The sequence below is a fragment of the Actinomadura sp. 3N407 genome, from assembly GCF_052245875.1.
Classification (GTDB): domain Bacteria; phylum Actinomycetota; class Actinomycetes; order Streptosporangiales; family Streptosporangiaceae; genus Spirillospora.
In genome coordinates, this window is sequence record NZ_JBQQBP010000002.1 from 191,880 (window position 1) to 211,633 (window position 19,754).

The following is a 19,754-nucleotide window of genomic DNA, read 5'->3' on the forward strand; positions in this document are numbered from 1 at the left end:
CCGTTCCCGGAAACCGGCGGGGGTCAGCCGGTGGGGCAGGTGCCCGCGTATGCGGCGATGTCGCCGTTCGGCGCGGGGGCGGGGCAGAGGAACTGCTCGTAGCGGGCGTCATCGTCGACGAACCGCTTCATCCACGCGATGGAGTACTTCGCGATGGTGGTGTGCGGCGAGTTGAACGTCATGTGCCCGGCGTTCCGCAGTTCCAGGTACGCCTTCTCGGGTGCGGCGGTGAGGCTGCCGAAGAACGGCTCGGCCATCGAGCCGGCCGGGGCGATGAAGTCGTTGTCCGCAGCAATGATCATCGTGGGGACCCGGACGTTCCCCCAGTCGCCGTTGATGTTCCAGGGCGCGAGCGGAATCGCCGCCTGCAGTGACGAGCGGTCGTCGGCGGCCTCCAGCGTCCCGCCTCCCCCCATCGAATGCCCCATGACGGCGAGGCGGGAGGAGTCGACGCGGTCCTTCACCTTGCTGTCGCCGGTGAGGTAGTCGAGCGCGGCGAGGAGCTGCTCACCGCGGGCGGCGGGCACGTCGAAGAGGCTGTTGGTCTCCAGGGTCATGACCACGAAGCCCTGGGACGCCAGGCGCGGGCCGTACCAGCCGATCAGCGCCTCCGGGGAGACGAAGCCGGGCGAGACGGCGATGGCGCCGAAGGTGCCCTGGCTCAGGTCGGTCGGCGCGTAGATCGTGCCCTGGTTGAACCCGTCTCCGCTGCCCGCCGGAACATCGATCTCCTCGATGTCGAACGGGCCCCTTTCCGCCGTGATGCTCCGTTCCGTCGGCGCGGGGCCGCGCTCATACGGATTGGCGGCGAGCTGAATTGCGGCGGGACGTTCGGGGGCGGCGGCGTGGGCGGATACCACGCCTCCGGCGGACAGGACGGCGCCCGCGGCCAGCACGGCGGCCGCGGGGAGCACTCGGAACGCGTGCGCCAGATGCTTGTTCATCGGGGGGCGTACCCTTCACTAGCCGAACCGCGAGGGATGAGAAATTCGCGGTTCCGAGAATTGTGGGACGCCCGGCCGGCATTTACTGCTGACGCGCCGACGCCTTTTCCCCGCAGGCCTTATAGTGAACTTACAAATGCCCCGGAACGGACGGAGGGGTCACTCCCCCCGAAGTGACCCCTCTCCCCCCGTTCCGCCGCGTCGGCCCCGGCGCACACAAAGGACCGGCCGCTCCCCCCGAAGCGGCTCGCGCCGACCGTTCAGCGGATGCGTCGAACGTAGCGAGCCGGAGGCGGCGGCATCGAGGCTTCGAACCTCCCGCGTCGACGAGCGGGCCACGGTGTGCGACGAACAGAACACGCTCCGAGTTCATGCGGGCGTTGCGTTTTTGCTCCATCCTGGGAGAAGGACGTGACGGGCCGGGAGGAGCGCGGGCGATGGCGGGACAGGTGCGACCGATCACGCTGGTGGGGACTCCGGTCCTGCATCAGCCTTGCCGACCTGTCGAGGACTTCGACACGACGCTGCGGGAACTGGCCGACGACATGTTCGCCAGCATGTACGAGGCGGAAGGTGTCGGCCTGGCCGCGAACCAGGTCGGTGTAAACCTGCGCGTCTTCGTCTACGACTGCCCAGATGACGACGGTGAGCGGCACAAGGGGGCCGTCGTGAACCCCGTCCTGGAGTTGCCGGCGCTGGAGAACCGGCGCCTGGATGACGACGACGAGGGTTGCCTTTCCGTACCGGGCCCGCACGCGCGCCTGGCACGTCCCGACCATGCGACCGTGCACGGCTTCGACGTCACCGGACGGCCGGTCACGGTGGAGGGGACGGGCCTGCTCGCCCGCTGCCTCCAGCATGAGACCGACCACCTTGAGGGCAGGCTCTACATCGATCGGCTGTCTGCCCGTTCGCGCAAGAAGGTCCTGAAGGAGTTCGAGGCGCTCCGCGCGGAAGCCGACGCCCTGCCAGGTTGACGCCCTGCCAGGTTGACGCCCTGCATGGGTTGACGTTCAGGCACCCCACACGGGGAGATGGACGGCGGACGGGCGCGCCGGGTCGCGGAAGACCTCGAAGCGGGTGCGGTGCGACGCGACGGCCTGACCGGCGGGTTCGCCGGTGCCGTGGTTGCGCGCGAACCGGGGGAACGCGCCGCCGGCCAGCATGACGCGGAGCCGGTGCCCGCGCAGGAACCGGTACGCGGTCGGATGCATCTCGATCTCCGCCCGGACGATGCCGTCCGGTTGGGTGTGGCCGGGTGTCAGGCGCAGGATTCCGTCCGTGACGTTCCTGGAGACGCCTTCGCGGTCGACGTCGCACAGGCGGATGAACAGGTCGCCGTGGCCGGTGTCCGTGCGGACGTGGACCGTCGCCGAGACCGGCCCGATCAGGTCGAGGTCGCGGTCCAGGGCCGCGCCGGTGAACAAGACCACGTCGTGACGGCGTTCGATCGGGGTGTTGTCGCGCTGTCTGCCCTTGCCCGGCGACAGCAGCGGGCCGCCGACGGTCGGTGTGGGGTCGAGCGGGTCGTACGTGAACGTGGCGGGCCCGAGGTCGGCCTCACTTGGCTCATCCCAGGAGAGGTTTCGGGTCAGGTGGAGCGGCGTGGGTTTGGCTTCAGGCGGAGGCCACTGGTCGAAGTCCAGCCAGCGGTCGGCCTTTTGCAGGTGAAGCCTCACCGGCGATTGGCGTAGCCGGGCCATGTCGCCGTTGAGGTGGGCGTCGAGCCAGGACACCTGGTCGGCGAGCGTCGCGCGGAGGGCTTTCGTGTCGTGTCCCCATGGGCCGATGGTGATGCGGACGTGGCGCCCGGCGGCGTGGAGGGCGGCGAAGTCGCGGAGCTGACCGCGGAGGAAGAGGTCCCACCAGCCCGTCACCATCGTGGTGGGCGCTGTGGTTCCGGGGACCGCGGCGCTGTGGTCGGTGGCCTTCCAGAAGTCGTCGCCGGGCTCGGCGTGGGCGGTGACCTCGCGCAGGAACGGTTCGGGACGTCCGATCGCGGCGATGTCGGCCTCGCCCACCGGCAGGTGCCGCATCGCCCGGCGAACGCGCCTGCTGTGCAGCGGACGCTTCGTGTCGTCCCGGGTGCCCATCGACGACGACCAGACGAGCGTGTTGTGCAGGGCCAGCGCACCACCCGGGTAGAACGAGCTCACGAATTCGGACGCGGTGATGCCGAGCGCCAGCGCCTCCAGGGGCGGGTCCGCGTAAGGCGCGACCGCCCACTCGGTGAACCCGAGGTAGCTCGCCCCGGCCATCGCGACCCGGCCGTCACACCACGGCTGCGCGCGGAGCCACTTGAGCGTCGCGAGGCCGTCGTCCTTCTCGTTGTGGAAGGCGCGGAACTCACCGCCCGATCCGCGGACGCCGCGCACGTTCTGGACGACGACCTGGAGGCCGCGCCGCGCGAGCACCCCCGCGAACAGCCGGATGACCGGCTGCCGTTTGCCGTACGGGGTCCGGATCAGCACGACGGGCAGCGGCCCGGCGCCGCGCGGACGGTGCACGTCGGCGACGAGCGTGACCCCGTCCGGCATGGGCACCCGCAGGTCACGCGCCGTCCCGACGTCCGGTGCCGGCGCTTCGGGGAGGCCGAGGAGGCGGTCCGCGAGTCGTCCCCAGACGGCCATCGGACGCCCCCTCCCGTGGTTTGGATCAACCCGTGGTGTGGATTGACCCCTGGTCACAGCATGGCGGACGCGCGGCACTAACCGGCGCGCTCGCCGCTCTCGGGTGCCAGAAGGCGTTCGTATTCGTAAAGGACGCGGGCGAACTCGCCCGTCGGTATCTCGCAGGCGTGCCCGGGCAGCCACAGATGCTCCAGGCGGACGGTCTGAACGTCCAGCCGTAGATGGCAGGCGTTGCCCGTGTGCTCCCAGCCCGGACGTGCGGCACGCACCACTTCCAGATGGTGGCGGTGGCTCTGGACGTCATGGAGCAGGAACGCGGTCAGGACGTGGCGTGGCCCGTACACCGACGAGGTGAATCCACTCGCGGCCGACGCGGCAGACTGCAGATCGACGCCGGAATCGGCCAGCTCTGGGAAGAACACCCTCACGTGTTGCACGACGCCCCCGACCGCGATCGGCTGGCAGGGGAGGCGCAGTACCGCGTCCGGGTCGATGTAGCCGTGCACCGGGACGCCCGCGACATAGCCGCACCACGCTCCCGGAACGGCCGTGAGGAACCGGGCCTGCGGCATGGCGTTGCCCAGTTCGGCCATGAGCCGTTCTGGGTCGATGCCACGCGGCATGAACGTTTTGGTGCCGCCGCGCAGCCGCGTTCCCGTCTCGTCCAGGACGGCGAGGTCCGCCCAGCACGCACCTGAGCCGGTCCCGAGGACGCCGTGCGGGAGGCAGGCGTCCGGGTGCGGCGTGAGACCGGCCATGTCCTCGAGGACGGCGCGCGGTGTCTGGATGAGGCCCCAGCCCCGCGTCCGGTGGGAGACGGAGCCGAGGGCCAGCGATGTGGCCACCGGCTCCCCGGACCGCGCCTCGCCCAGCGTCCGTTCGAGGCTGCGGCGGCTCCGCAGCGCGCCGACCTCCTGGAGGTACTCGTCCAGGCACCGCCGCAGGACGGCGGGGTCGAGGTCGCACGAGGCCCACCCGCCGACGTCGCGCACGTGGACGATCGTTCCGTCGAAGTCGAGGCGGTGGTAGCGGTAGAGCTCCTCCCATGGCTCGAACCGGTCGCCGCGCAGCCGTCCCTGGGCGCGGACGATCGCGGAGATGTCCTCACCCAGATCGTTGAGGAGGAAGTCGCGCAACGGAGCATGCAGGGGATCGGTCTCCACCGCCACCCGCACCCCGTCGCTGCGGAACCGCACCGGGAGCGATATCGCCATTCGGGTGATTATGCCGATAAGCGAAGATCATCACCGGTTTGGCGGAATGTTCGTTCCGATCACATCGGTTCGTCAGCAAGATACGGCGGGGCGGGCTCGTACTGGATGTAGCGGCGAACCGACCGTGCGTGGTCACGGCCGTGGATACGCCCGATCAGCCAGAGGGCCATGTCGATGCCCGCCGAGACGCCCTGGCTCGTCACAAGGTCGCCGTCCACGACGTAGCGCGCGTCCCGGACGACGGTCACGTCACCGCGCGCCTCCAGGGAGTCCTCCGACGCCCAGTGGGTCGCGACCCTCCGCCCCTTCGCTGGACCCGCGGCGTGCAGCAGGAACGAGCCGGTGCACACGCTCGTCACCCAGTCGGCCTGTTCGGCGACCTTCGCTATCCAACCCGTGACGGACGAGTTGAACGGCTGGGTCTCCCTAGCACCGCGCCCACCGGGGACCAGGAGCACATCCAGCTTCGGGTGGTCGTCCAAGACATGGTCCGGCACGACCCGCATCCCCTTGGCACAGCGCACAGGCTCGGACCGCTCGGCGACCAGTACCGCCCTGTCGTCTTCCTCGCGCAACATCGCCGACGCCGTGAACACCTCCCACGGACCGACGAAGTCCAGTTCCTCCGCGTCCTCGAAGACCAGCAGCCCGTACGTCGTCATGGTGCTCCCCCGTTCCTGTGAACCGGTCTCCGTGGCCGGACCCCGGCGCTCGTGTGCCGACGAGCATGCCCCAGGCTCCTCGCGACCGGGTCACGGCGTCAACGACGGCGGTCTCCACCCGCACGGCACGGCCATCGGCGGATCACCATTCATCCGCCGAAATTAATGGTTGACACCATCGAAGAGCTGTGGCTAACTCTTACCCATGAAGCTTTGATACTTCTCCGGTTGAGCCGCCCGCCGGCAACGTCCCCGGGCCCGCTCCCGTCACTCGGCACCACCGCCACATCCGCATCACACCGGCTGTGACCTGTGCCGCCTTGCCGCACACCCTCTTTTCCATCGGCCCTTTCATGGCCGAATTCAAACATGCCCGGAGGTATTCACTTCATGCGTGCCTTGAACAACCCCGAACCCAATCCCTTCGCCAAGTCCAAGAAGAAGGGAAAGCGGAGGAACCCCGACTTCAGGTCGGCGAATTTCGCGAACAACCGGCGCAACGCCCGGCAGATGCCCACCCGGCAGCTCAACCGGGGCCGCTGAGCGGCACCCGGCCCCGGCCCCGCCCCTCGGCGGCCGGGGCCGGGAACTCCGCCCACACCACCGTCCGGGCACCCTCGACGCGGAACCCCCAGCGGGACGCGAGCGCCTCCACGATCCGCATCCCCCGCCCGGTCTCCGCGCCCACCTCCTCCTTGACGTGCGGCCGTGCCCCGGCCGCCCCGTCGTCGGCGACCTCGAGCCGGTACACCCCGTCCCCGGCCCGAAGGACGAGCGTCACCTCCCCGCCCTCCCGACCGGACGCGGTATGCGTGATCGCGTTGGCGACCGTCTCGCTCGCCACCATGACCATGTCGTCCAGCACCGTGCCGCCCGGGACCGTGCCATCCGCGCCGCCCGCGACCGTGCCATCCGCGCCGCCCGCGACCGCGCCGCCCGCGACCGTGCCATCCGCGCCGCCCGCGACCGTGCCGTCCGGGATCATGCCGTCCGGTCCGAGGCGGCCGCCCACGACCTCCCGGACGAAGCTCCGAGCACACCCGACGGACCGCCGCACCCCCGGCAGCGTGATCTCTCCGATCACCGCGCAGTCCCGTGCCTCGCCCACAGCCCCGCCTCCCCGTCGCCGGGACCGGCCGGCCGCGAGGCCCGCTTCTCCAGCGCCGACCCGACCAGCAGCTCGCAACCCGTCCTCGACGCCCACCGAGACGGCTCCCTTCGCGTCCGGAAAGTCGCCCGTCACCCTCGCTGTACGGCCGGGAACCCGGCTACCGTTCACGCCCCGGCGAACGTTTCCCCAGATCGCACCGCCCGCCCGGCGGCGCGGACGGCACGTCCGTCACACCGGGTGCGGCGGAGGCCCGTGAGCCAGATCACTTACCCTGAGCTAAGGACGGTCACTCTAAGTATCGGACCGTCCGGAATTCGGGGGATCGGCTGTGACTACGGAGAGACGGGAACGCGTCCGCCATTGGCGGGCCCTCCTGTTCTTCTCGGTGCGGGCGCGCGCGACGGTCATCACCGTGGCGGTGTCGGCGCTGATCCTGGCACTGGTGTTCATCCTGCTGATGCTGCTCGCGCGGGACTGGACGGAGAACAGGGTCTGGCGGATGTCGGAACGCACCGTCGAGCGGATCGTGTACGACATCGTCCAGGGGAAGGACGGCCGGGTCCTCGCCCCCCGGCCGGGCGAGACGCCGATGGTGCAGATCGTGGACCCGGAGGGCCGGGTCGCGGCGGCCGGGCCCGGGCTCCGCGGGCGTCCGGCGCTGGCCAAGCGGGCCGTGGCGGACGGCAAGCTGCTCGTCGACGGCAGGAGATGCCCGGACTTCCTGGACGAGTGCGTGTGGGTCTTCGGTCTGCGGGTGCGGACGTCGCCGTGGGGGCCGGGCGTGATGGTCGTCGCGGCGACGCCGCTGCCGAGCCTGCTGAACGTGTGGGTGCTGCCGCTGTCCATCGCGCTGGTGACGGCGGGGCTCCTCGTCCTGATCGCCTGGTGGACGTGGTACACGATCGGGCGGGTGTTCGTCCCGGTCGACCAGATCCGGTCGGGCATGGCGGCGTTCAGTGCCGAGGGCCTCGGCCACCGGGTGCCCGTCCCGCAGACCGGCGGCGAGATCCAGTCCCTCGCCGAGACCGTCAACACCACGCTCGAACAGCTGGAGGAGGCGAGGGTCCGGGAGCGCCGCTTCGTCTCCGACGCCTCCCACGATCTGCGGAACCCGATCGCCGGGCTGCAGATGCAGCTGGAACTCGCGCTGGAGGAGCCGGACGACTGCGACTGGAAGCCGATGGTCCGCTCGGCGCTGCACGACACGCGGCGGCTGAACGACATCGTCATCGACCTGCTGGAGCTGTCCAGGCTCGACTCCCGCTCCCCGGTCCCGGTGGAGCGGATCGACCTCGCCGACCTCGCCCGCCGCGAGGTCGAACGCCGCTCCCCCCGCGTCCCCATAGAGACGCGCCTGGCGTCGGGCGTGACCGTCCGGGCGAACCCGGTGCGGCTGGCCCGGGTACTGAACAACCTGCTGACGAACGCCGAACGGCACGCCGAGACGCGCATCGAGGTGACCGTCGCGCGGGCCGGCGCCGACGCCGTCGTCGAAGTGCTCGACGACGGGGCCGGCGTCCCGGAGGAGTCACGGGAGCGGGTCTTCGAGCGGTTCGCCCGGCTTTCTGCGTCACGCACCCGCGATCCGGAGGGCACCGGCCTCGGCCTGCCCATCGCCCGCGAGATCGCCGAGGTCTACGGCGGCTCTCTCCGCATCGCCGACAGCCCCCGCGGCGCCCGCTTCGTCCTCCGCCTCCCCCTCGCCGACCGGCAGCCCGCCGCCTGACCGGGTACATCCGGCGGGCCGGGCCCGGAGGCCGCCACGAGGATGACCGGGAGGATTCCGGCGGATTCCGGTGTTGGCACCGGCATGAGCGCGGTTCGAGGCGAGAGGAAATCATGACCGAGGATCTCGGATACGGGTGGCAGGGCGACCTCATCGACCTGCCCGCCTATCTGAAGCGGATCGGCCACGACGGCGACCTGGCCCCCACGGACGGCACGCTGCGCGCCCTGCACCGGGCCCACACCACCACCATCCCGTTCGAGAACCTGGAGATCATGCTCGGCCGGCCGGTCGACCTGTCGCTGGACGCCGTCCAGGCGAAGCTCGTGGAACGTCCGCGCGGCGGCTACTGCTTCGAGCACAACCGGCTGTTCGCGGCCGTCCTGGAGAAGCTGGGGTACGAGGTCACCGCGATGTCCGGGCGGGTGACGCTGGGGGCGCGCGGCACCCGCCCGTCCACGCACGCGCTGCTGCACGTCCGTCCGCCGGGCCGGTCGCGGGACGAGCCCGCCTGGCTGTGCGACGTCGGTTTCGGCGCCGGGCCGCTGGAGCCTCTGCGGTTCCGCGACGGCGAGGAGGTCGAGCAGGACGGCTGGGGCTTCCGGCTTCAGAAGGGACGGACCGTCGCCACATGGAGCCCCGTCACGGTCGGCTGGGAACTGCACCAGCGCGGCCCGGACGGATGGGTCCAGCGCCACACGTTCGCCACGAACGAGACGTTCCGCATCGACTTCGATGTGCTCAACCACTACGTATCGACCAGCCCGCGTTCGCCGTTCACGACCCGCCCGTTCACGCAGAAGTTCTCGTCCGACGCCCTCCACGTGCTGGACGGGACGAAGCTGACCACCACCCGTCCGGACGGTACGGCCGAGACCCGCGCGCTCACTCCCGAGGAACTGCCCGAGACCCTGGCGACCTATTTCGGCATCGTCCTGGAAGCCGAGGACGTGCCCCGCCTCATCACGTTCCTGCGCCGCTGAACGCCCGGCGTCAGGTCCGGAAGCCCGCCGATCCCGGCCCAGATGCCCGCTGAGCAGCATGTTCCGGCCCACTCAGCGCCCGCCGCCGCACACTGCGCAGCGGCGGCGCCGTACACCCGCGCCTTCGGCGCCGATGGTTGAAGCCCGCCCTCGGGGTACCGCCAGCCAGGGGACACCCGGCTAGAACCCAGTAGGAGGAAACCATGGCCCAACAGGCCGAGAACGTTGTTGACCTGCTGCTCTCGCAGCACGAAGAGATCCGCAACCTCGCCTCCACGGTGGAGAAGAGCAGCGGTGAGACCCGCAGAGCCGCCTTCGACCGGCTACGCGAACTGCTCGCCGTCCACGAGACCGCGGAGGAAGAGGTGGTCCACCCGTTCGCCCGCCGCGCCATCGACGACGGCTCCCACATCGTGGACGAGCGGCTGGAGGAGGAGAACGAGGCCAAGGGCGTCCTGTCGCGGCTGGAGAGGCTCGACCCCGACTCGGCGGAGTTCCAGGAGATGTTCTCCGACTTCCACAAGGACCTGGAGGCGCACGCCTCGCACGAGGAGAGGGAGGAGTTCCCGCGCCTGCGCCAGGAGGCCACCGACGAGCAGATGCGCGGCATGGCGAAGGCCGTCCGCGCCGCCGAGGCGGTGGCCCCGACGCACCCCCACCAGGGCGTGGAGTCGCCCGCCAAGAACATCATGGCCGGGCCCATCGCGGCCGTCGTCGACCGCGTCCGCGACGCCATCGGCAAGGGACGCCGCTGAACACGCCCGAAGCGGCCCGCCCGCGAGCGGGCCGCTCGGGCCGGCCACAGGAGGGGTGATGGGCGAACACGAAGCCCAGGGGCACAAACGCGACGAGGACAAGCCGCTCGCCGACCGCCGCGCCGAGGGGAACGCCCCCCAGGAGGAGGATCACGACTTCGGGGACGAGCACGCGCCCGGCCCCACCGACCCGCCGATCGCCGAGGCCGAGACGCCGGGCGGCGAGGACGAGGGCTACAGCTCACAGACGGAGATTCCCGAATAGGTCACTCGTAGTCGTCGCCATGGTCGGAGCCGACCGTGACGCCGACGATGTCGGGCAGCTCGTCGCCGCACACGAAGGCCGCCCCGGGGCGCCCCCCGGGGCGGCTTCCGTTCTCCCCCTGCTCAGTCGGGATGCGGCGGCTGCTGGTCGGGCGGGGTTCCGCCGCCCTTGCCGCCGCCCTTGTTCCCCTTGTCGGTGCCGTGCGCGTGGCCCTTCGCCCGCGTCGACTTCGGGTCGGTCGCCTCCGGCGCCGGCTCGTTCGTCACCTGGGTCCGCTCCGACCGCCGGATCTCGGGCTGCTGCGGGTTCGGCATGATGCACGCCTCCTATGCGCTGGACGGGTCGGGACGCAGCGGGTCGTGCCCCACGCTCATGAGCGCGTGACGCCACTCCTCGTCCCGTTCCGCATTCGGCGGACGGTTCTCCAGCCGGTCCTCCACGAAATCCACGACCTCCTGCATCACCTCGGCGTCGCCCTCGGTCAGGTCCACCTTCCGCTTGCGCAGCACGTCGACCACGCGGGCGCCGAGTTCGGAAACACCCGGGCTCGGACCGGCCGGGAACGCCTCCTCCCCCGAGGCGTCGGTGAGCAGCCACGTCCGTAGCTCGTCGGAGGTCATGTTGACGAGCCGGTGGAAGTCCTCCCAGGCCAGCTCCGCCTCAGCCGGAATGCGATCGTTCATCGATAACTCCCTGTCGGCCGTTCAACCCCGCCCTACCCGTGTCCCATCGCCTCATTCACCTCGCCGGGGGCGGCCGGGGCCTTTTGTGCCAGACTCCTGCGGGCAGGACCTCCGAGGTCGGCCGGACGGATCGCGAGCTGAGGGAGCACCATGGAACTCGTCCACTCGGGCAAGGTCAGGGACGTCTATGCGGACGGGGACGAACTGATCCTCGTCGCGTCCGACCGGGTGAGCGTGTACGACGTGGTGCTGCCGACCCTGATCCCCGACAAGGGGAAGATCCTCACGCAGCTGTCCCTGTGGTGGTTCGAGCAGCTCGCCGACGTCGTCCCGAACCACATCGTGTCCGCGACGGACGTGCCGGACGAGTGGGCGGGACGGGCCGTCCGCTGCCGCCGCCTCACCATGCTGCCCGTCGAGTGGATCGCCCGCGGCTACCTCGCCGGCCTGGGCCTCAAGGAGTACGAGAAGAACGGCACCGTCTCCGGGATCCCGCTGCCGGACGGCCTGGTCGAGGCGTCCAGGCTGCCCGAGCCGATCTTCACCCCGACGACCAAGGCCACCGAGGGCCACGACGAGTTCATCACCTACGACGACGTGGTGAACGAGATCGGCGACGACACCGCCGCCCGGCTCCGCGGCGTCACGCTGGAGATCTACCGGCGCGGCGCGGCCATCGCCGCCGAGCGCGGCATCATCATCGCCGACACCAAACTGGAGTTCGGACGCGCCGCCGACGGCACCCTCACCCTCGGCGACGAGGTCCTGACCTCGGACTCCTCACGTTTCTGGCCCGCCGGCCAGTGGCGGCCCGGCGGCCCCCAGCACGCGCTGGACAAGCAGTTCGTCCGCGACTGGAGCAGCACCCTCGACTGGGACCGCACCCCTCCCGGCCCCGCCATCCCCCAGGACGTCGTGGACGCCACCCGCGCCCGCTACATCGACGTCTACGAACGCCTGACCGGCCGCCCCTGGCAGTCCTGAGGAGCCCTCTGATGGCCACATCACCACCGATCACCCACATCTCATGGGGGCGCATGGAGGTCGAAGGCCTCCCGCCCGGCAAGGACTTCAAGCTGTATCCGGGCGGCGGCCGCCCCTGGGACTGGTCCGAGACCGGCACCCGTCACTCCCCGGGGATCCAGCCCGCCGACGTCCGGGAACTTCTCGATCACGGCTGCACGGTGATCGTGCTCAGCCGCGGCATGGAGCTGCGCCTGCAGACCATGCCCGAGACCCTGAAGCTCCTGGAAGACAGCGGGACCGAAGTGCACATCGAGGAAACGACCGCAGCCGTGGCGCTCTACAACACCCTGCTCGAAACCACCCCGGTCGGCGGCCTCTTCCACTCGACCTGCTGATCGTCCGCCCGCTCCCCTCGAGGAGCGGATCGCGTCGAGGAGCGGATCGATCCTAGGCCCGGGAAGCCGTGCCCGAGGCCCCCCGGCGCTGGGGCCGCCCCCGATCCGCGTGGCGGCATCGGTTCAGAAGAGGCCGTTCAGGTCGGCGAGGAGGCGGCGTTTGGGCTTCGCGCCGACGATCTGCCGGACGACCTCGCCGTCCCGGTAGAGGTTGATGGTGGGGAAACCCATGACGCCGTACCGCGCCACGATCTCCGGGTGGTCGTCGCCGTTGAGCTTGGCCACCGTCAGGCGGTCGCCGTACTCCGCCTCGATCTCCTCAAGGATCGGCGCGATCATTTTGCAGGGGGGACACCAGTCCGCCCAGAATTCGACCAGTACCGGCGTGCCGGCGCGGAGAACTCGATCGTCGAAGTTCTCTGTCGTGAGGGTGAGCATTCGTCGCCTCCGGGAAGTCCGATGACGGCGCGGACGTGCCCGGGGAAAGGACACAGCCTGGGCAAGCCCGCGCCAGTTGGTCCGCCACTTCGGCCCGTCGCCGGATGAGGGTGCGGATCTCGGTGTCGATCTCGGTGAGCTTGCGCTGGTAGACCGCGACCGATTCCGGGCAGGCGGCGCCGTCGTCGTGTCCCGCGCGCAGGCAGTCGACGAACGGGCGGGTGTCGTCCAGCGTGAAACCGGCCGCCAGCAGGGAGCGGATCTCCGAGACGAGCCGCACGTCGGCTTCCTCGTACTGCCGGTAGCCGTTGGCCGCGCGCCGCGCCGGCAGCAGCCCCTGCTCCTCGTAGTAGCGCAGCGTGCGCGTGCTCACCCCCGCCCGCGCCGCCAGTTCCCCGATCCGCATCCGGCCCTCCTCGTCTCATGGCCGATTGCGACGCTACTCCTTGACACCGGCGTGAAGGTCAAGCCCGGTTCGCGGGACGGGCCCGGCGGCATCCCGCCGGGCCCGTGCCGGGAACGTCAGCGGCCCTGGAGGGCGCGGACGTTGTCGCCGAACGTCCAGCCCTTCGACCCGTCCCAGTTGATGGACCAGGTCATCAGGCCTTTCAGCCGGCCGTTGTAGTGGTTCCAGGCCTGGGCGACCAGGCCCGTCGACATGTGGCCGCCGCCGGCGCCCGGCTGTGCGGGCAGGCCCGGCACCTGCTTGTCGTAGGGCACCCGGATGGTGGTGCCCTGGATGACGAGGCCGTCGTTCAGGCAGTCGGTCTGCGCGACGAAGCCTTGGACGGTCCCGGCGGAGTAGGAGTCGCCGGAGCAGCCGTACATGCTGCCGTTGTAGTACTGCATGTTGAGCCACCACAGCCGGCCGTTGTCCGCGTACTTCTTGATGATCGGCAGGTAGGCGCCCCAGATCGAGCCGTAGACGACGCTGCCGCCGGTGACGTACGCGGTCTCGGGCGCCATCGTGAGCCCGAAGTTGGACGGCATCCGGGCGAGCACACCGTCGATGATGCGGATCAGGTTGGCCTGCGACGCGGACAGCTGACCGATGTCGCCGCTGCCCGTCAGGCCCGTCTCGATGTCGATGTCGATGCCGTCGAAGTTGTACTTCTTCAGGATCGGCACGACCGTCTCGACGAACCGGTCCGCGACGGAGCTGGAGCTGAGGTCGATGCCGGCGGTCGCGCCGCCGATCGACATCAGGATGGTGGCGCCGGCCGCCTTGGCCGCGCACATCTCCGCCGGGGTGGCGACCTGCACCGTCCGGTCCATGCCGTCCTCCCACAGGACGGTGCCGTCGGAGCGGATGACGGGGAACGCCGCGTTGATCACGTTGTAGCCGTGCTGCCTGATCACGGGGTTGTCGATCGGGGTCCAGCCGAACGGCGGGTGGACGCCGTTGGACGCGCCGTCCCAGTTCTCCCAGTAGCCCTGCAGCACCTTGCCGGCGGGCTTCGGCTTCACCGGGCAGGTCTCGTCACCGGGGGGCGGCGTCGTGGGCGGGGTCGTGGGCGGGGTGGTCGGGGGCGTCGTGGGTGGCGGGGTCGGCGGGGTGGTGGGCGGTTGGGAGCCGTCGCAGGCGCCGAGGTCACGCCACAGCGTCGGGGTGGCGGCCGGGTTCCAGCCGGCGCCCGGGTGTGCGGTGTGGGCGACGATGGCCTCGTACCCTCGGCCGCTGTAGGCGACCTCGTCACCGACCGCGTAGGCGTTCCCCTCCGCCCAGGCCGGGAAGGTGCAGGCGACCAGGGACGTGGGCTGGGCGGACGACGGCGCGCTGAACACGACCAGTGCGCCGACCGACAGGACGACCGCCAGGGCGGCCGAGGTCAGGGCGGCGACGGCCGCCGGCCATCGCCGACGCTCGGCGTTCACGCGCTTGTGCTTCAGTTTCACGGGACTCCTCGGCAGAACGGGACACAGAGGAGCCGGCGCAGAGCCATACGAGTCCCGCGGGCGGGACCCTCCCAGGCGCAAGGCGCATAACCGGCGTGGACGCCAGTAGCAGAGTAACCGCGCCGCCCATTCCCCCGGAAGCCCTCTGTGACGGGGTCCGGGGGCCACGCGGCGTGATGGGGCCCGCCACCTCCCGATTCTGTGGCATTTCGTTACGTCCCCGGTGTCTCCGGAGGTCTCGGACTGGGCAATGTCCGAGGACAGGCGGCATGTCGATCGTGACACGGAGGCAGCGCGATGACCGAGCAGAAGGCGCGGGCGGGCACCTGGCCGCGGCTGCGCGTCGCGGACTGGACGGACACCCGCGACACCCTGCACATGTGGACGCAGATCGTCGGGAAGATCCGGTTGGCGCACGCGCCGCTGCTCAACCACTGGTGGCAGGTCACGCTGTACGTCAGCCCGCGCGGGCTCACCACCTCCTCCGTCCCGTACGGAGACGGGGCCTTCGACATCGAATTCGACTTCGTCGACCACGTACTGCACATCCGCAGCAGCGACGGCCCGTCCCGCCAGGTGGCGTTGGAGCCGAAATCAGTGGCCGACTTCTACGGCCAGACCATGGGCGCCTTGGACGACCTGGGGATCGCGGCGCGGTTCCAGCCTCGTCCCAACGAGGTGGACCCGTCCATCCCGTTCGCCGAGGACCGCCAGCACGCCTCCTACGACCCCGAGGCCGCGCACCTGTTCTGGCGGCAACTGCTGCAGGCGAACCGGGTCATGGGCGATTTCCGGTCCCGGTTCGTCGGCAAGGTCAGCCCGGTGCACCTGTTCTGGGGTGCGATGGACCTGGCCTGCACACGGTTCTCCGGACGGCCCGCACCGCAGCATCCCGGGGGCGCGCCCAACTGCGGGGACTGGGTGATGGTGGAGGGCTACTCCCGTGAGTTGTCCAGCTGCGGGTTCTGGCCGGGCGGAGGCGAGGAAGGCGCCTTCTACGCCTACGCCTATCCCGAACCGTCCGGCTTCGCCGACTACCCGGTTCTCCCGGACGGCGCGTACTACAGCCGCCAGAACGGCCAGTTCCTGCTGCCGTACGAGGCCGTGGCGGACGCCGGCGACCCGGACACCGCGCTGATGGAGTTCCTCGACTCGACCTACGCGGCGGCCGCGACGCTCGGTGACTGGGACCGCGCGGCTTTGGAGGACGACCCGCGACGTTGGGACGGCCACCGGCGGTAGGACCGACGGGCGGGCGTCAGCGGGGAGTGAGGGAGGCGACGAGCCGAGCGGCCGGGGTCTCGGTCGCCTTGCGGAAGGACTCGCCGGCCCACAGGTTGACGCCGTCCGGGTCGCCTTGGGCCACGGACGCCTTGCGCAGGGGCGAGGTCACGTAATGGACGTCGGGGTAGGCGGCCGGTGCGTGCGCCGAGTGTTCGGTGAGGAAGCGGTTCACCAGGCCGCGGGCGGGCCGTCCGCTGAACGCCCTGGTCATCGCAGTCGAGGTGAAGCGGGGGTCGGCCAGTGCCGCCTTGTGGACGGGGTTCGCGCCGCTTTCCGGGCAGCGGACGAACGCCGTCCCGAGCTGGGCGGCGACGGCCCCGAGGTCCAGTATTCCGGCGATGTCGGAGGCGGTGGCGAGGCCTCCGGCGGCGATCAGAGGCTGCTCGGTGACGGCGCGGACGTTCTGGAGGAGGGTGCGCAGCGGCACGGGGTCGCCGGACGTGTTGGTGAACGAGCCGCGGTGTCCGCCGGCCTCGGAGCCCTGGAGGCAGAGCGCGTCGGCGGCGGACGCCCGGCGGGCCTCGTCCGCGGTGGTCACGGTGACGATCACGACGGCGCCGCGCCGCTGGAAGGCCTTGATGACGTCCTGGCCGGGGCAGCCGAAGGTGAAGCTCACGTAGGGCGGCGGGTCGTCCAGCAGGTCGGCGATCTTGGCGTCGTAGCCGTCGTCGCGGGCGGACGGGGTGCCCGGGGAGACGCCGAGGCGTTCGGCTTCGGGGGCCAGGCGGTCGCGGTACGCGGCGACGGCGGCCGGGTCGATCTCGTCCGGCGACGGCATGAAGACGTTCATCCCGAACGGGCGGGACGTGAGCCGCCGTGTCGCGGTGATGTCCGCGCGCATGGCCTCGGCGGTCTTGTAGCCGGCGGCGAGGAAGCCGAGGCCGCCCGCATCCGACACGGCGGCGGCCAGCTCCGGCGTGGACGGCCCGCCCGCCATCGGCGCCTGCACGATCGGGAGTTCCGGCCACATGTCGTTCACCTGGTCTCCGGTTGTGAGGGGGCGCCGCGCAGCGGGCGCCGGCCTGCCGAGGCCGCGCGGCCTCCGGGTGCGGCTCCCCCCGGCTTTGCCCTATGCGTCATCATCGGCACGATAAACGGTGGACGGAGGGGGGCGGCATGCGGGTGTTGCTGCACTACGACATGGACCACGATGAGGCGGGCCTGGACATCGTGAGCTGTTCGGAGCAGGACGACGAGCGGTTCGCGGAGCTGCTGCCGGACACCGAGGTCCTCTGGCATGTGCTGCGTCCGCTCACCGCCGCCGACATGGACCGGGCACCGAAGCTGAGGCTGATCCAGAAGCTCGGCACCGGGGTGAACACGATCGACCTGGCCGCCGCCGAGGAACGCGGGATCGCGGTGGCCAACATGCCCGGCCAGAACGCGCAGGCCGTCGCGGAGACGAGTCTGCTGCTGGCGCTGGCGACGTTGCGGAGGGTCGTCCCGTTCGACGCGCGGACGCGGCGCGGCGAGGGCTGGCCCGCCGACCGGTCCCTGGTCGGCGGCGAGCTGGCGGGACGGACGGTCGGGCTGCTCGGCGGCGGTCAGATCGCGAATCTGCTGCGCGGGATGCTGGAGGCGATCGGCGCGACCGTCCTCTACACGTCCCGGAGCCCGCGCCCCGGCGACCCCGCCTGGCGGGAGCTGGACGATCTGCTGAGGTCGAGCGACATCGTGTCGGTCCACGTTCCGCTGACCGGCGAGACCCACCATCTGCTGGACGCGGAGCGGCTCGCGCTGCTGCCGGAGGGCGCGATCGTGGTGAACACGGCGCGCGGCGCGGTCGTCGACGAGGCGGCGCTGGTGGCGGCGCTGCGGTCGGGGCATCTGGGCGGCGCCGGGCTGGACGTCTTCGAGGAGGAGCCGGTGGCCGCGGGCAACCCGCTGCTCGCCCTCGGCAACGTCGTCGTGATGCCGCACGTGGCGTGGCTGACCGGCGAGACATGGGACCGGTACTTCGCGGTCGCGGCGGACAACTGCCGCCGCCTCATGCGCGGCGACGGCCTCCTCCACCGCGTCGTCTAGCGGCGGGGGCGTCTAGGGGATCAGGACGGGCTTGACGACCTTGCCGGACTGGGCGTCCGCCTCCGCCTGGTTGATCTGGTCGAGCGGGTAGGACGTGATCAGTCGGTCGAACGGGAAGCGGCCCTGCCGCCACAGCTCGATCATCCTCGGGATGAAGGTCTGCGGGACGGTGTCGCCCTCGATGATGCCCTTGACCGTCCGTCCCATCAGCAGGAGGTTCGCGTCCAGCGTGTATTCGGCGGCGCCGACGCCGACGAGGCCGCAGACGCCGGTGGTGCGCAGCGACGCGACGGCCGTCGAGACGACCTCGGGGACGGCGGTGGTGTCGAACGAGTACTGCACGCCCTCGCCGCCGGAGAACGCCCGGATCTGCCCGGCGATGTGTGGCACATGCCGGCGCCCGCGATCCGCACGAGGACCTCGCCGGGCCCGGGGTCGGCCAGGTCGAGGGATTCGATCGTGTAGGGCGCGTCTGCGGCGCGCAGCACCGCGGCGTTGATCTGCACCAGGGGTTCCTTAATCCAGGGAGTAGCGGACCGGCAGGCGCTTGAGGCCGCCGACGAACGTGGTGGCGGTGCTCTCCGGCGCCCCGGCGAGCTCGACCGACCCGAGGCGGGGCAGCAGTTCCTCGAAGAACGCGCGGACCTCGATGCGGGCCAGTGCGGCGCCCAGGCAGTAGTGGACGCCGAACCCGAACGCCAGGTGCTTGTTGGGGTCCCGTCCGACGTCGAAGCGGAACGGGTCGTCGAAGGCGTCCTCGTCGCGGTTCGCGGACGGGTAGGACAGCAGCACCGCGTCGCCTTCGCGGATCGTGACGCCGCGCAGCTCGTAGTCCTCGGTGGCGGTGCGCATGAACTCCTTGACGGGCGTGACCCAGCGGATCATCTCGTCCACGGCGAACGGCATCAGCTCCGGCTTCTCGCGGAGCCGGTCGAGCTGGTCGGGGTGCTCGATCAGGGCGTGCAGGCCGCCCGAGATCGTCGCGCTGGTCGTGTCGTGCCCGGCGGTCGCGACGATGACGTAGTAGGAGGCGGTGTCGAAGTCGTTCAGCGGCTCGCCGTTGACGCGTGCGTTGGCGATGGCGGACGCGAGGTCGTCCGTGGGGTTCTTGCGGCGCGCCTCCGTCAGCTCCTGGAAGTAGGCGAAGAAGTCGAGGAGGACCTGGAGCTTCTCCTCGTTGGACGCGCCGCGCTGGAACTCGTCGTCATCGCCGCCGAACAGCTCCTGCGTGAGCTTCAGCATGCGGTCGAAGTCGCTTTCGGGCAGGCCGAGCAGCGAGAGGATCACATACAGCGGGAAATGGACGGCGACCTCCTGCGCGAAGTCGCATTCGCCGCCGAGGTCGACCATCCGGTCGACGTACCGTTTCGCCAGTTCCTTCACGCGCGGTTCGAGGGCCCGCATGGCGCGCGGCCGGAACCAGTCGGCGCCGATCGCCCGGACGACCCGGTGGTCGGGGTCGTCCATGTGGATCAACGTGCGCAGCGCGATGCCCTGCTCCGCCCGCTCCCGGTTCATCTGGTCGAACTCGGCGGTCGCGAGCAGCGGACGCGGCGCGTTGAGGAACAGCTGATGGTTGCGCTCGACCTCCAGCACGTCCTCATGCCTCGTGACCGCCCAGAAGGGGTTGTAGCCGGGCGCGTCCACGAAGTGCACCGGCGATTCTCGGCGCAGCAGCGCGAGCGACGCGTGCAGGCGGCGATCGTCGGCATAGGCCTGCGGGTCGGCGAGGGCGAGGCCCGCCTCGTTCACGGTCAGCGTCACTGCTCGACTCCTC

At 70.8% G+C, this 19,754-nt stretch carries 23 protein-coding genes; 10 read left to right on the forward strand and 13 right to left on the reverse strand.

Annotation, left to right across the window (positions count from 1 at the left end; translation table 11 throughout):
- Positions 1–23 precede the first annotated feature (23 nt).
- A complete protein-coding gene (locus ACTWPP_RS04975) occupies positions 24–944 on the reverse strand; it encodes an alpha/beta hydrolase family protein (protein WP_443102878.1) in 921 nt (306 codons plus the stop codon).
- Between the two features lie 437 nt (positions 945–1,381).
- On the opposite strand from ACTWPP_RS04975, the gene def reads away from it, so the two are divergent.
- Positions 1,382–1,921 carry a peptide deformylase gene (gene def / locus ACTWPP_RS04980; RefSeq protein ID WP_443102879.1) on the forward strand — a complete coding sequence of 180 codons (540 nt, stop codon included), beginning with the start codon at positions 1,382–1,384 and terminating at the stop codon, positions 1,919–1,921.
- 36 nt (positions 1,922–1,957) lie between these two features.
- Here the strand turns inward: def and ACTWPP_RS04985 are convergent, their stop codons facing one another.
- The 3 genes from ACTWPP_RS04985 to ACTWPP_RS04995 all read right to left on the reverse strand — a co-directional run bounded on the left by ACTWPP_RS04985 (position 1,958) and on the right by ACTWPP_RS04995 (position 5,450).
- Complete coding sequence (locus ACTWPP_RS04985) at positions 1,958–3,574, reverse strand: CocE/NonD family hydrolase (RefSeq protein ID WP_443102880.1); 1,617 nt, start codon at positions 3,572–3,574, stop codon at positions 1,958–1,960.
- 77 nt (positions 3,575–3,651) lie between these two features.
- Entirely contained in the window at positions 3,652–4,788 is a 1,137-nt protein-coding gene (locus ACTWPP_RS04990) for a hypothetical protein (RefSeq protein WP_443102881.1), read from the reverse strand.
- 59 nt (positions 4,789–4,847) lie between these two features.
- Positions 4,848–5,450: a DJ-1/PfpI family protein gene (locus ACTWPP_RS04995; protein ID WP_443102882.1), complete on the reverse strand. Its 603-nt coding sequence runs from the start codon at positions 5,448–5,450 to the stop codon at positions 4,848–4,850.
- Positions 5,451–5,840: 390 nt separating this feature from the next.
- Here ACTWPP_RS04995 and ACTWPP_RS05000 point away from each other — a divergent pair, with 390 nt between their 5' ends.
- Entirely contained in the window at positions 5,841–5,993 is a 153-nt protein-coding gene (locus ACTWPP_RS05000) for a hypothetical protein (RefSeq protein WP_443102883.1), read from the forward strand.
- On the opposite strand, the gene ACTWPP_RS05005 is transcribed toward ACTWPP_RS05000, so the two are convergent.
- Positions 5,977–6,558 (reverse strand): ATP-binding protein, encoded by a 582-nt coding sequence (locus tag ACTWPP_RS05005; RefSeq protein ID WP_443102884.1) that lies wholly within the window; start codon positions 6,556–6,558, stop codon positions 5,977–5,979. The genes ACTWPP_RS05000 and ACTWPP_RS05005 overlap by 17 nt on opposite strands.
- Before the next feature lie 331 nt (positions 6,559–6,889).
- On the opposite strand from ACTWPP_RS05005, the gene ACTWPP_RS05010 reads away from it, so the two are divergent.
- The 4 genes from ACTWPP_RS05010 (at position 6,890) to ACTWPP_RS05025 (ending at position 10,290) form a co-directional block, all read left to right on the forward strand.
- Entirely contained in the window at positions 6,890–8,287 is a 1,398-nt protein-coding gene (locus ACTWPP_RS05010; RefSeq protein ID WP_443102885.1) for a sensor histidine kinase, read from the forward strand.
- A gap of 113 nt (positions 8,288–8,400) precedes the next feature.
- Positions 8,401–9,270, forward strand: coding sequence for an arylamine N-acetyltransferase family protein (locus ACTWPP_RS05015; protein ID WP_443102886.1), 870 nt, complete (start codon positions 8,401–8,403; stop codon positions 9,268–9,270).
- Positions 9,271–9,473: 203 nt separating this feature from the next.
- On the forward strand, positions 9,474–10,025 hold the full coding sequence (locus ACTWPP_RS05020) for a hemerythrin domain-containing protein (RefSeq protein ID WP_443102887.1): 552 nt from the start codon (positions 9,474–9,476) through the stop codon (positions 10,023–10,025).
- A 58-nt stretch (positions 10,026–10,083) separates the two neighbouring features.
- Complete coding sequence (locus tag ACTWPP_RS05025; protein ID WP_443102888.1) at positions 10,084–10,290, forward strand: hypothetical protein; 207 nt, start codon at positions 10,084–10,086, stop codon at positions 10,288–10,290.
- A gap of 122 nt (positions 10,291–10,412) precedes the next feature.
- Here the strand turns inward: ACTWPP_RS05025 and ACTWPP_RS05030 are convergent, their stop codons facing one another.
- Together ACTWPP_RS05030 and ACTWPP_RS05035 are read right to left on the reverse strand one after the other, a co-directional pair.
- On the reverse strand, positions 10,413–10,604 hold the full coding sequence (locus ACTWPP_RS05030; protein WP_443102889.1) for a hypothetical protein: 192 nt from the start codon (positions 10,602–10,604) through the stop codon (positions 10,413–10,415).
- Between the two features lie 12 nt (positions 10,605–10,616).
- Positions 10,617–10,973, reverse strand: a complete 357-nt coding sequence (locus ACTWPP_RS05035) for a DUF3140 domain-containing protein (RefSeq protein ID WP_443102890.1) — start codon at positions 10,971–10,973, stop codon at positions 10,617–10,619.
- 150 nt (positions 10,974–11,123) lie between these two features.
- Here ACTWPP_RS05035 and ACTWPP_RS05040 point away from each other — a divergent pair, with 150 nt between their 5' ends.
- Positions 11,124–11,957 carry a phosphoribosylaminoimidazolesuccinocarboxamide synthase gene (locus tag ACTWPP_RS05040; RefSeq protein WP_443102891.1) on the forward strand — a complete coding sequence of 278 codons (834 nt, stop codon included), beginning with the start codon at positions 11,124–11,126 and terminating at the stop codon, positions 11,955–11,957.
- Between the two features lie 11 nt (positions 11,958–11,968).
- On the forward strand, positions 11,969–12,334 hold the full coding sequence (locus tag ACTWPP_RS05045; protein WP_443102892.1) for an Mth938-like domain-containing protein: 366 nt from the start codon (positions 11,969–11,971) through the stop codon (positions 12,332–12,334).
- 123 nt (positions 12,335–12,457) lie between these two features.
- Here the strand turns inward: ACTWPP_RS05045 and trxA are convergent, their stop codons facing one another.
- The 3 genes from trxA to ACTWPP_RS05060 form a co-directional block, all read right to left on the reverse strand.
- Positions 12,458–12,772: a thioredoxin gene (trxA, locus tag ACTWPP_RS05050; protein ID WP_443102893.1), complete on the reverse strand. Its 315-nt coding sequence runs from the start codon at positions 12,770–12,772 to the stop codon at positions 12,458–12,460.
- Positions 12,654–13,178, reverse strand: a complete 525-nt coding sequence (locus ACTWPP_RS05055) for a MerR family transcriptional regulator (RefSeq protein WP_443102894.1) — start codon at positions 13,176–13,178, stop codon at positions 12,654–12,656. The genes trxA and ACTWPP_RS05055 overlap by 119 nt, the downstream gene beginning before the upstream one ends.
- 116 nt (positions 13,179–13,294) lie before the next feature.
- On the reverse strand, positions 13,295–14,668 hold the full coding sequence (locus ACTWPP_RS05060) for a carbohydrate-binding protein (RefSeq protein ID WP_443102895.1): 1,374 nt from the start codon (positions 14,666–14,668) through the stop codon (positions 13,295–13,297).
- 297 nt (positions 14,669–14,965) lie between these two features.
- Here ACTWPP_RS05060 and ACTWPP_RS05065 point away from each other — a divergent pair, with 297 nt between their 5' ends.
- The gene (locus ACTWPP_RS05065; protein ID WP_443102896.1) at positions 14,966–15,910 is read left to right on the forward strand and encodes a DUF5996 family protein; all 945 of its coding nucleotides are present in this window, start codon (positions 14,966–14,968) and stop codon (positions 15,908–15,910) included.
- 16 nt (positions 15,911–15,926) lie between these two features.
- Here ACTWPP_RS05065 and ACTWPP_RS05070 read toward each other — a convergent pair whose 3' ends face one another.
- Positions 15,927–16,922, reverse strand: coding sequence for a nitronate monooxygenase (locus tag ACTWPP_RS05070; RefSeq protein WP_443103407.1), 996 nt, complete (start codon positions 16,920–16,922; stop codon positions 15,927–15,929).
- A gap of 146 nt (positions 16,923–17,068) precedes the next feature.
- Here ACTWPP_RS05070 and ACTWPP_RS05075 point away from each other — a divergent pair, with 146 nt between their 5' ends.
- Positions 17,069–17,977: an NAD(P)-dependent oxidoreductase gene (locus ACTWPP_RS05075; protein WP_443102897.1), complete on the forward strand. Its 909-nt coding sequence runs from the start codon at positions 17,069–17,071 to the stop codon at positions 17,975–17,977.
- A 12-nt stretch (positions 17,978–17,989) separates the two neighbouring features.
- Here ACTWPP_RS05075 and ACTWPP_RS05080 read toward each other — a convergent pair whose 3' ends face one another.
- Together ACTWPP_RS05080 and ACTWPP_RS05085 are read right to left on the reverse strand one after the other, a co-directional pair.
- On the reverse strand, positions 17,990–18,367 hold the full coding sequence (locus ACTWPP_RS05080) for a zinc-binding dehydrogenase (protein WP_443102898.1): 378 nt from the start codon (positions 18,365–18,367) through the stop codon (positions 17,990–17,992).
- Positions 18,368–18,493: 126 nt separating this feature from the next.
- Positions 18,494–19,741: a cytochrome P450 gene (locus ACTWPP_RS05085; protein WP_443102899.1), complete on the reverse strand. Its 1,248-nt coding sequence runs from the start codon at positions 19,739–19,741 to the stop codon at positions 18,494–18,496.
- Between the last annotated feature and the right edge of the window lie 13 nt (positions 19,742–19,754).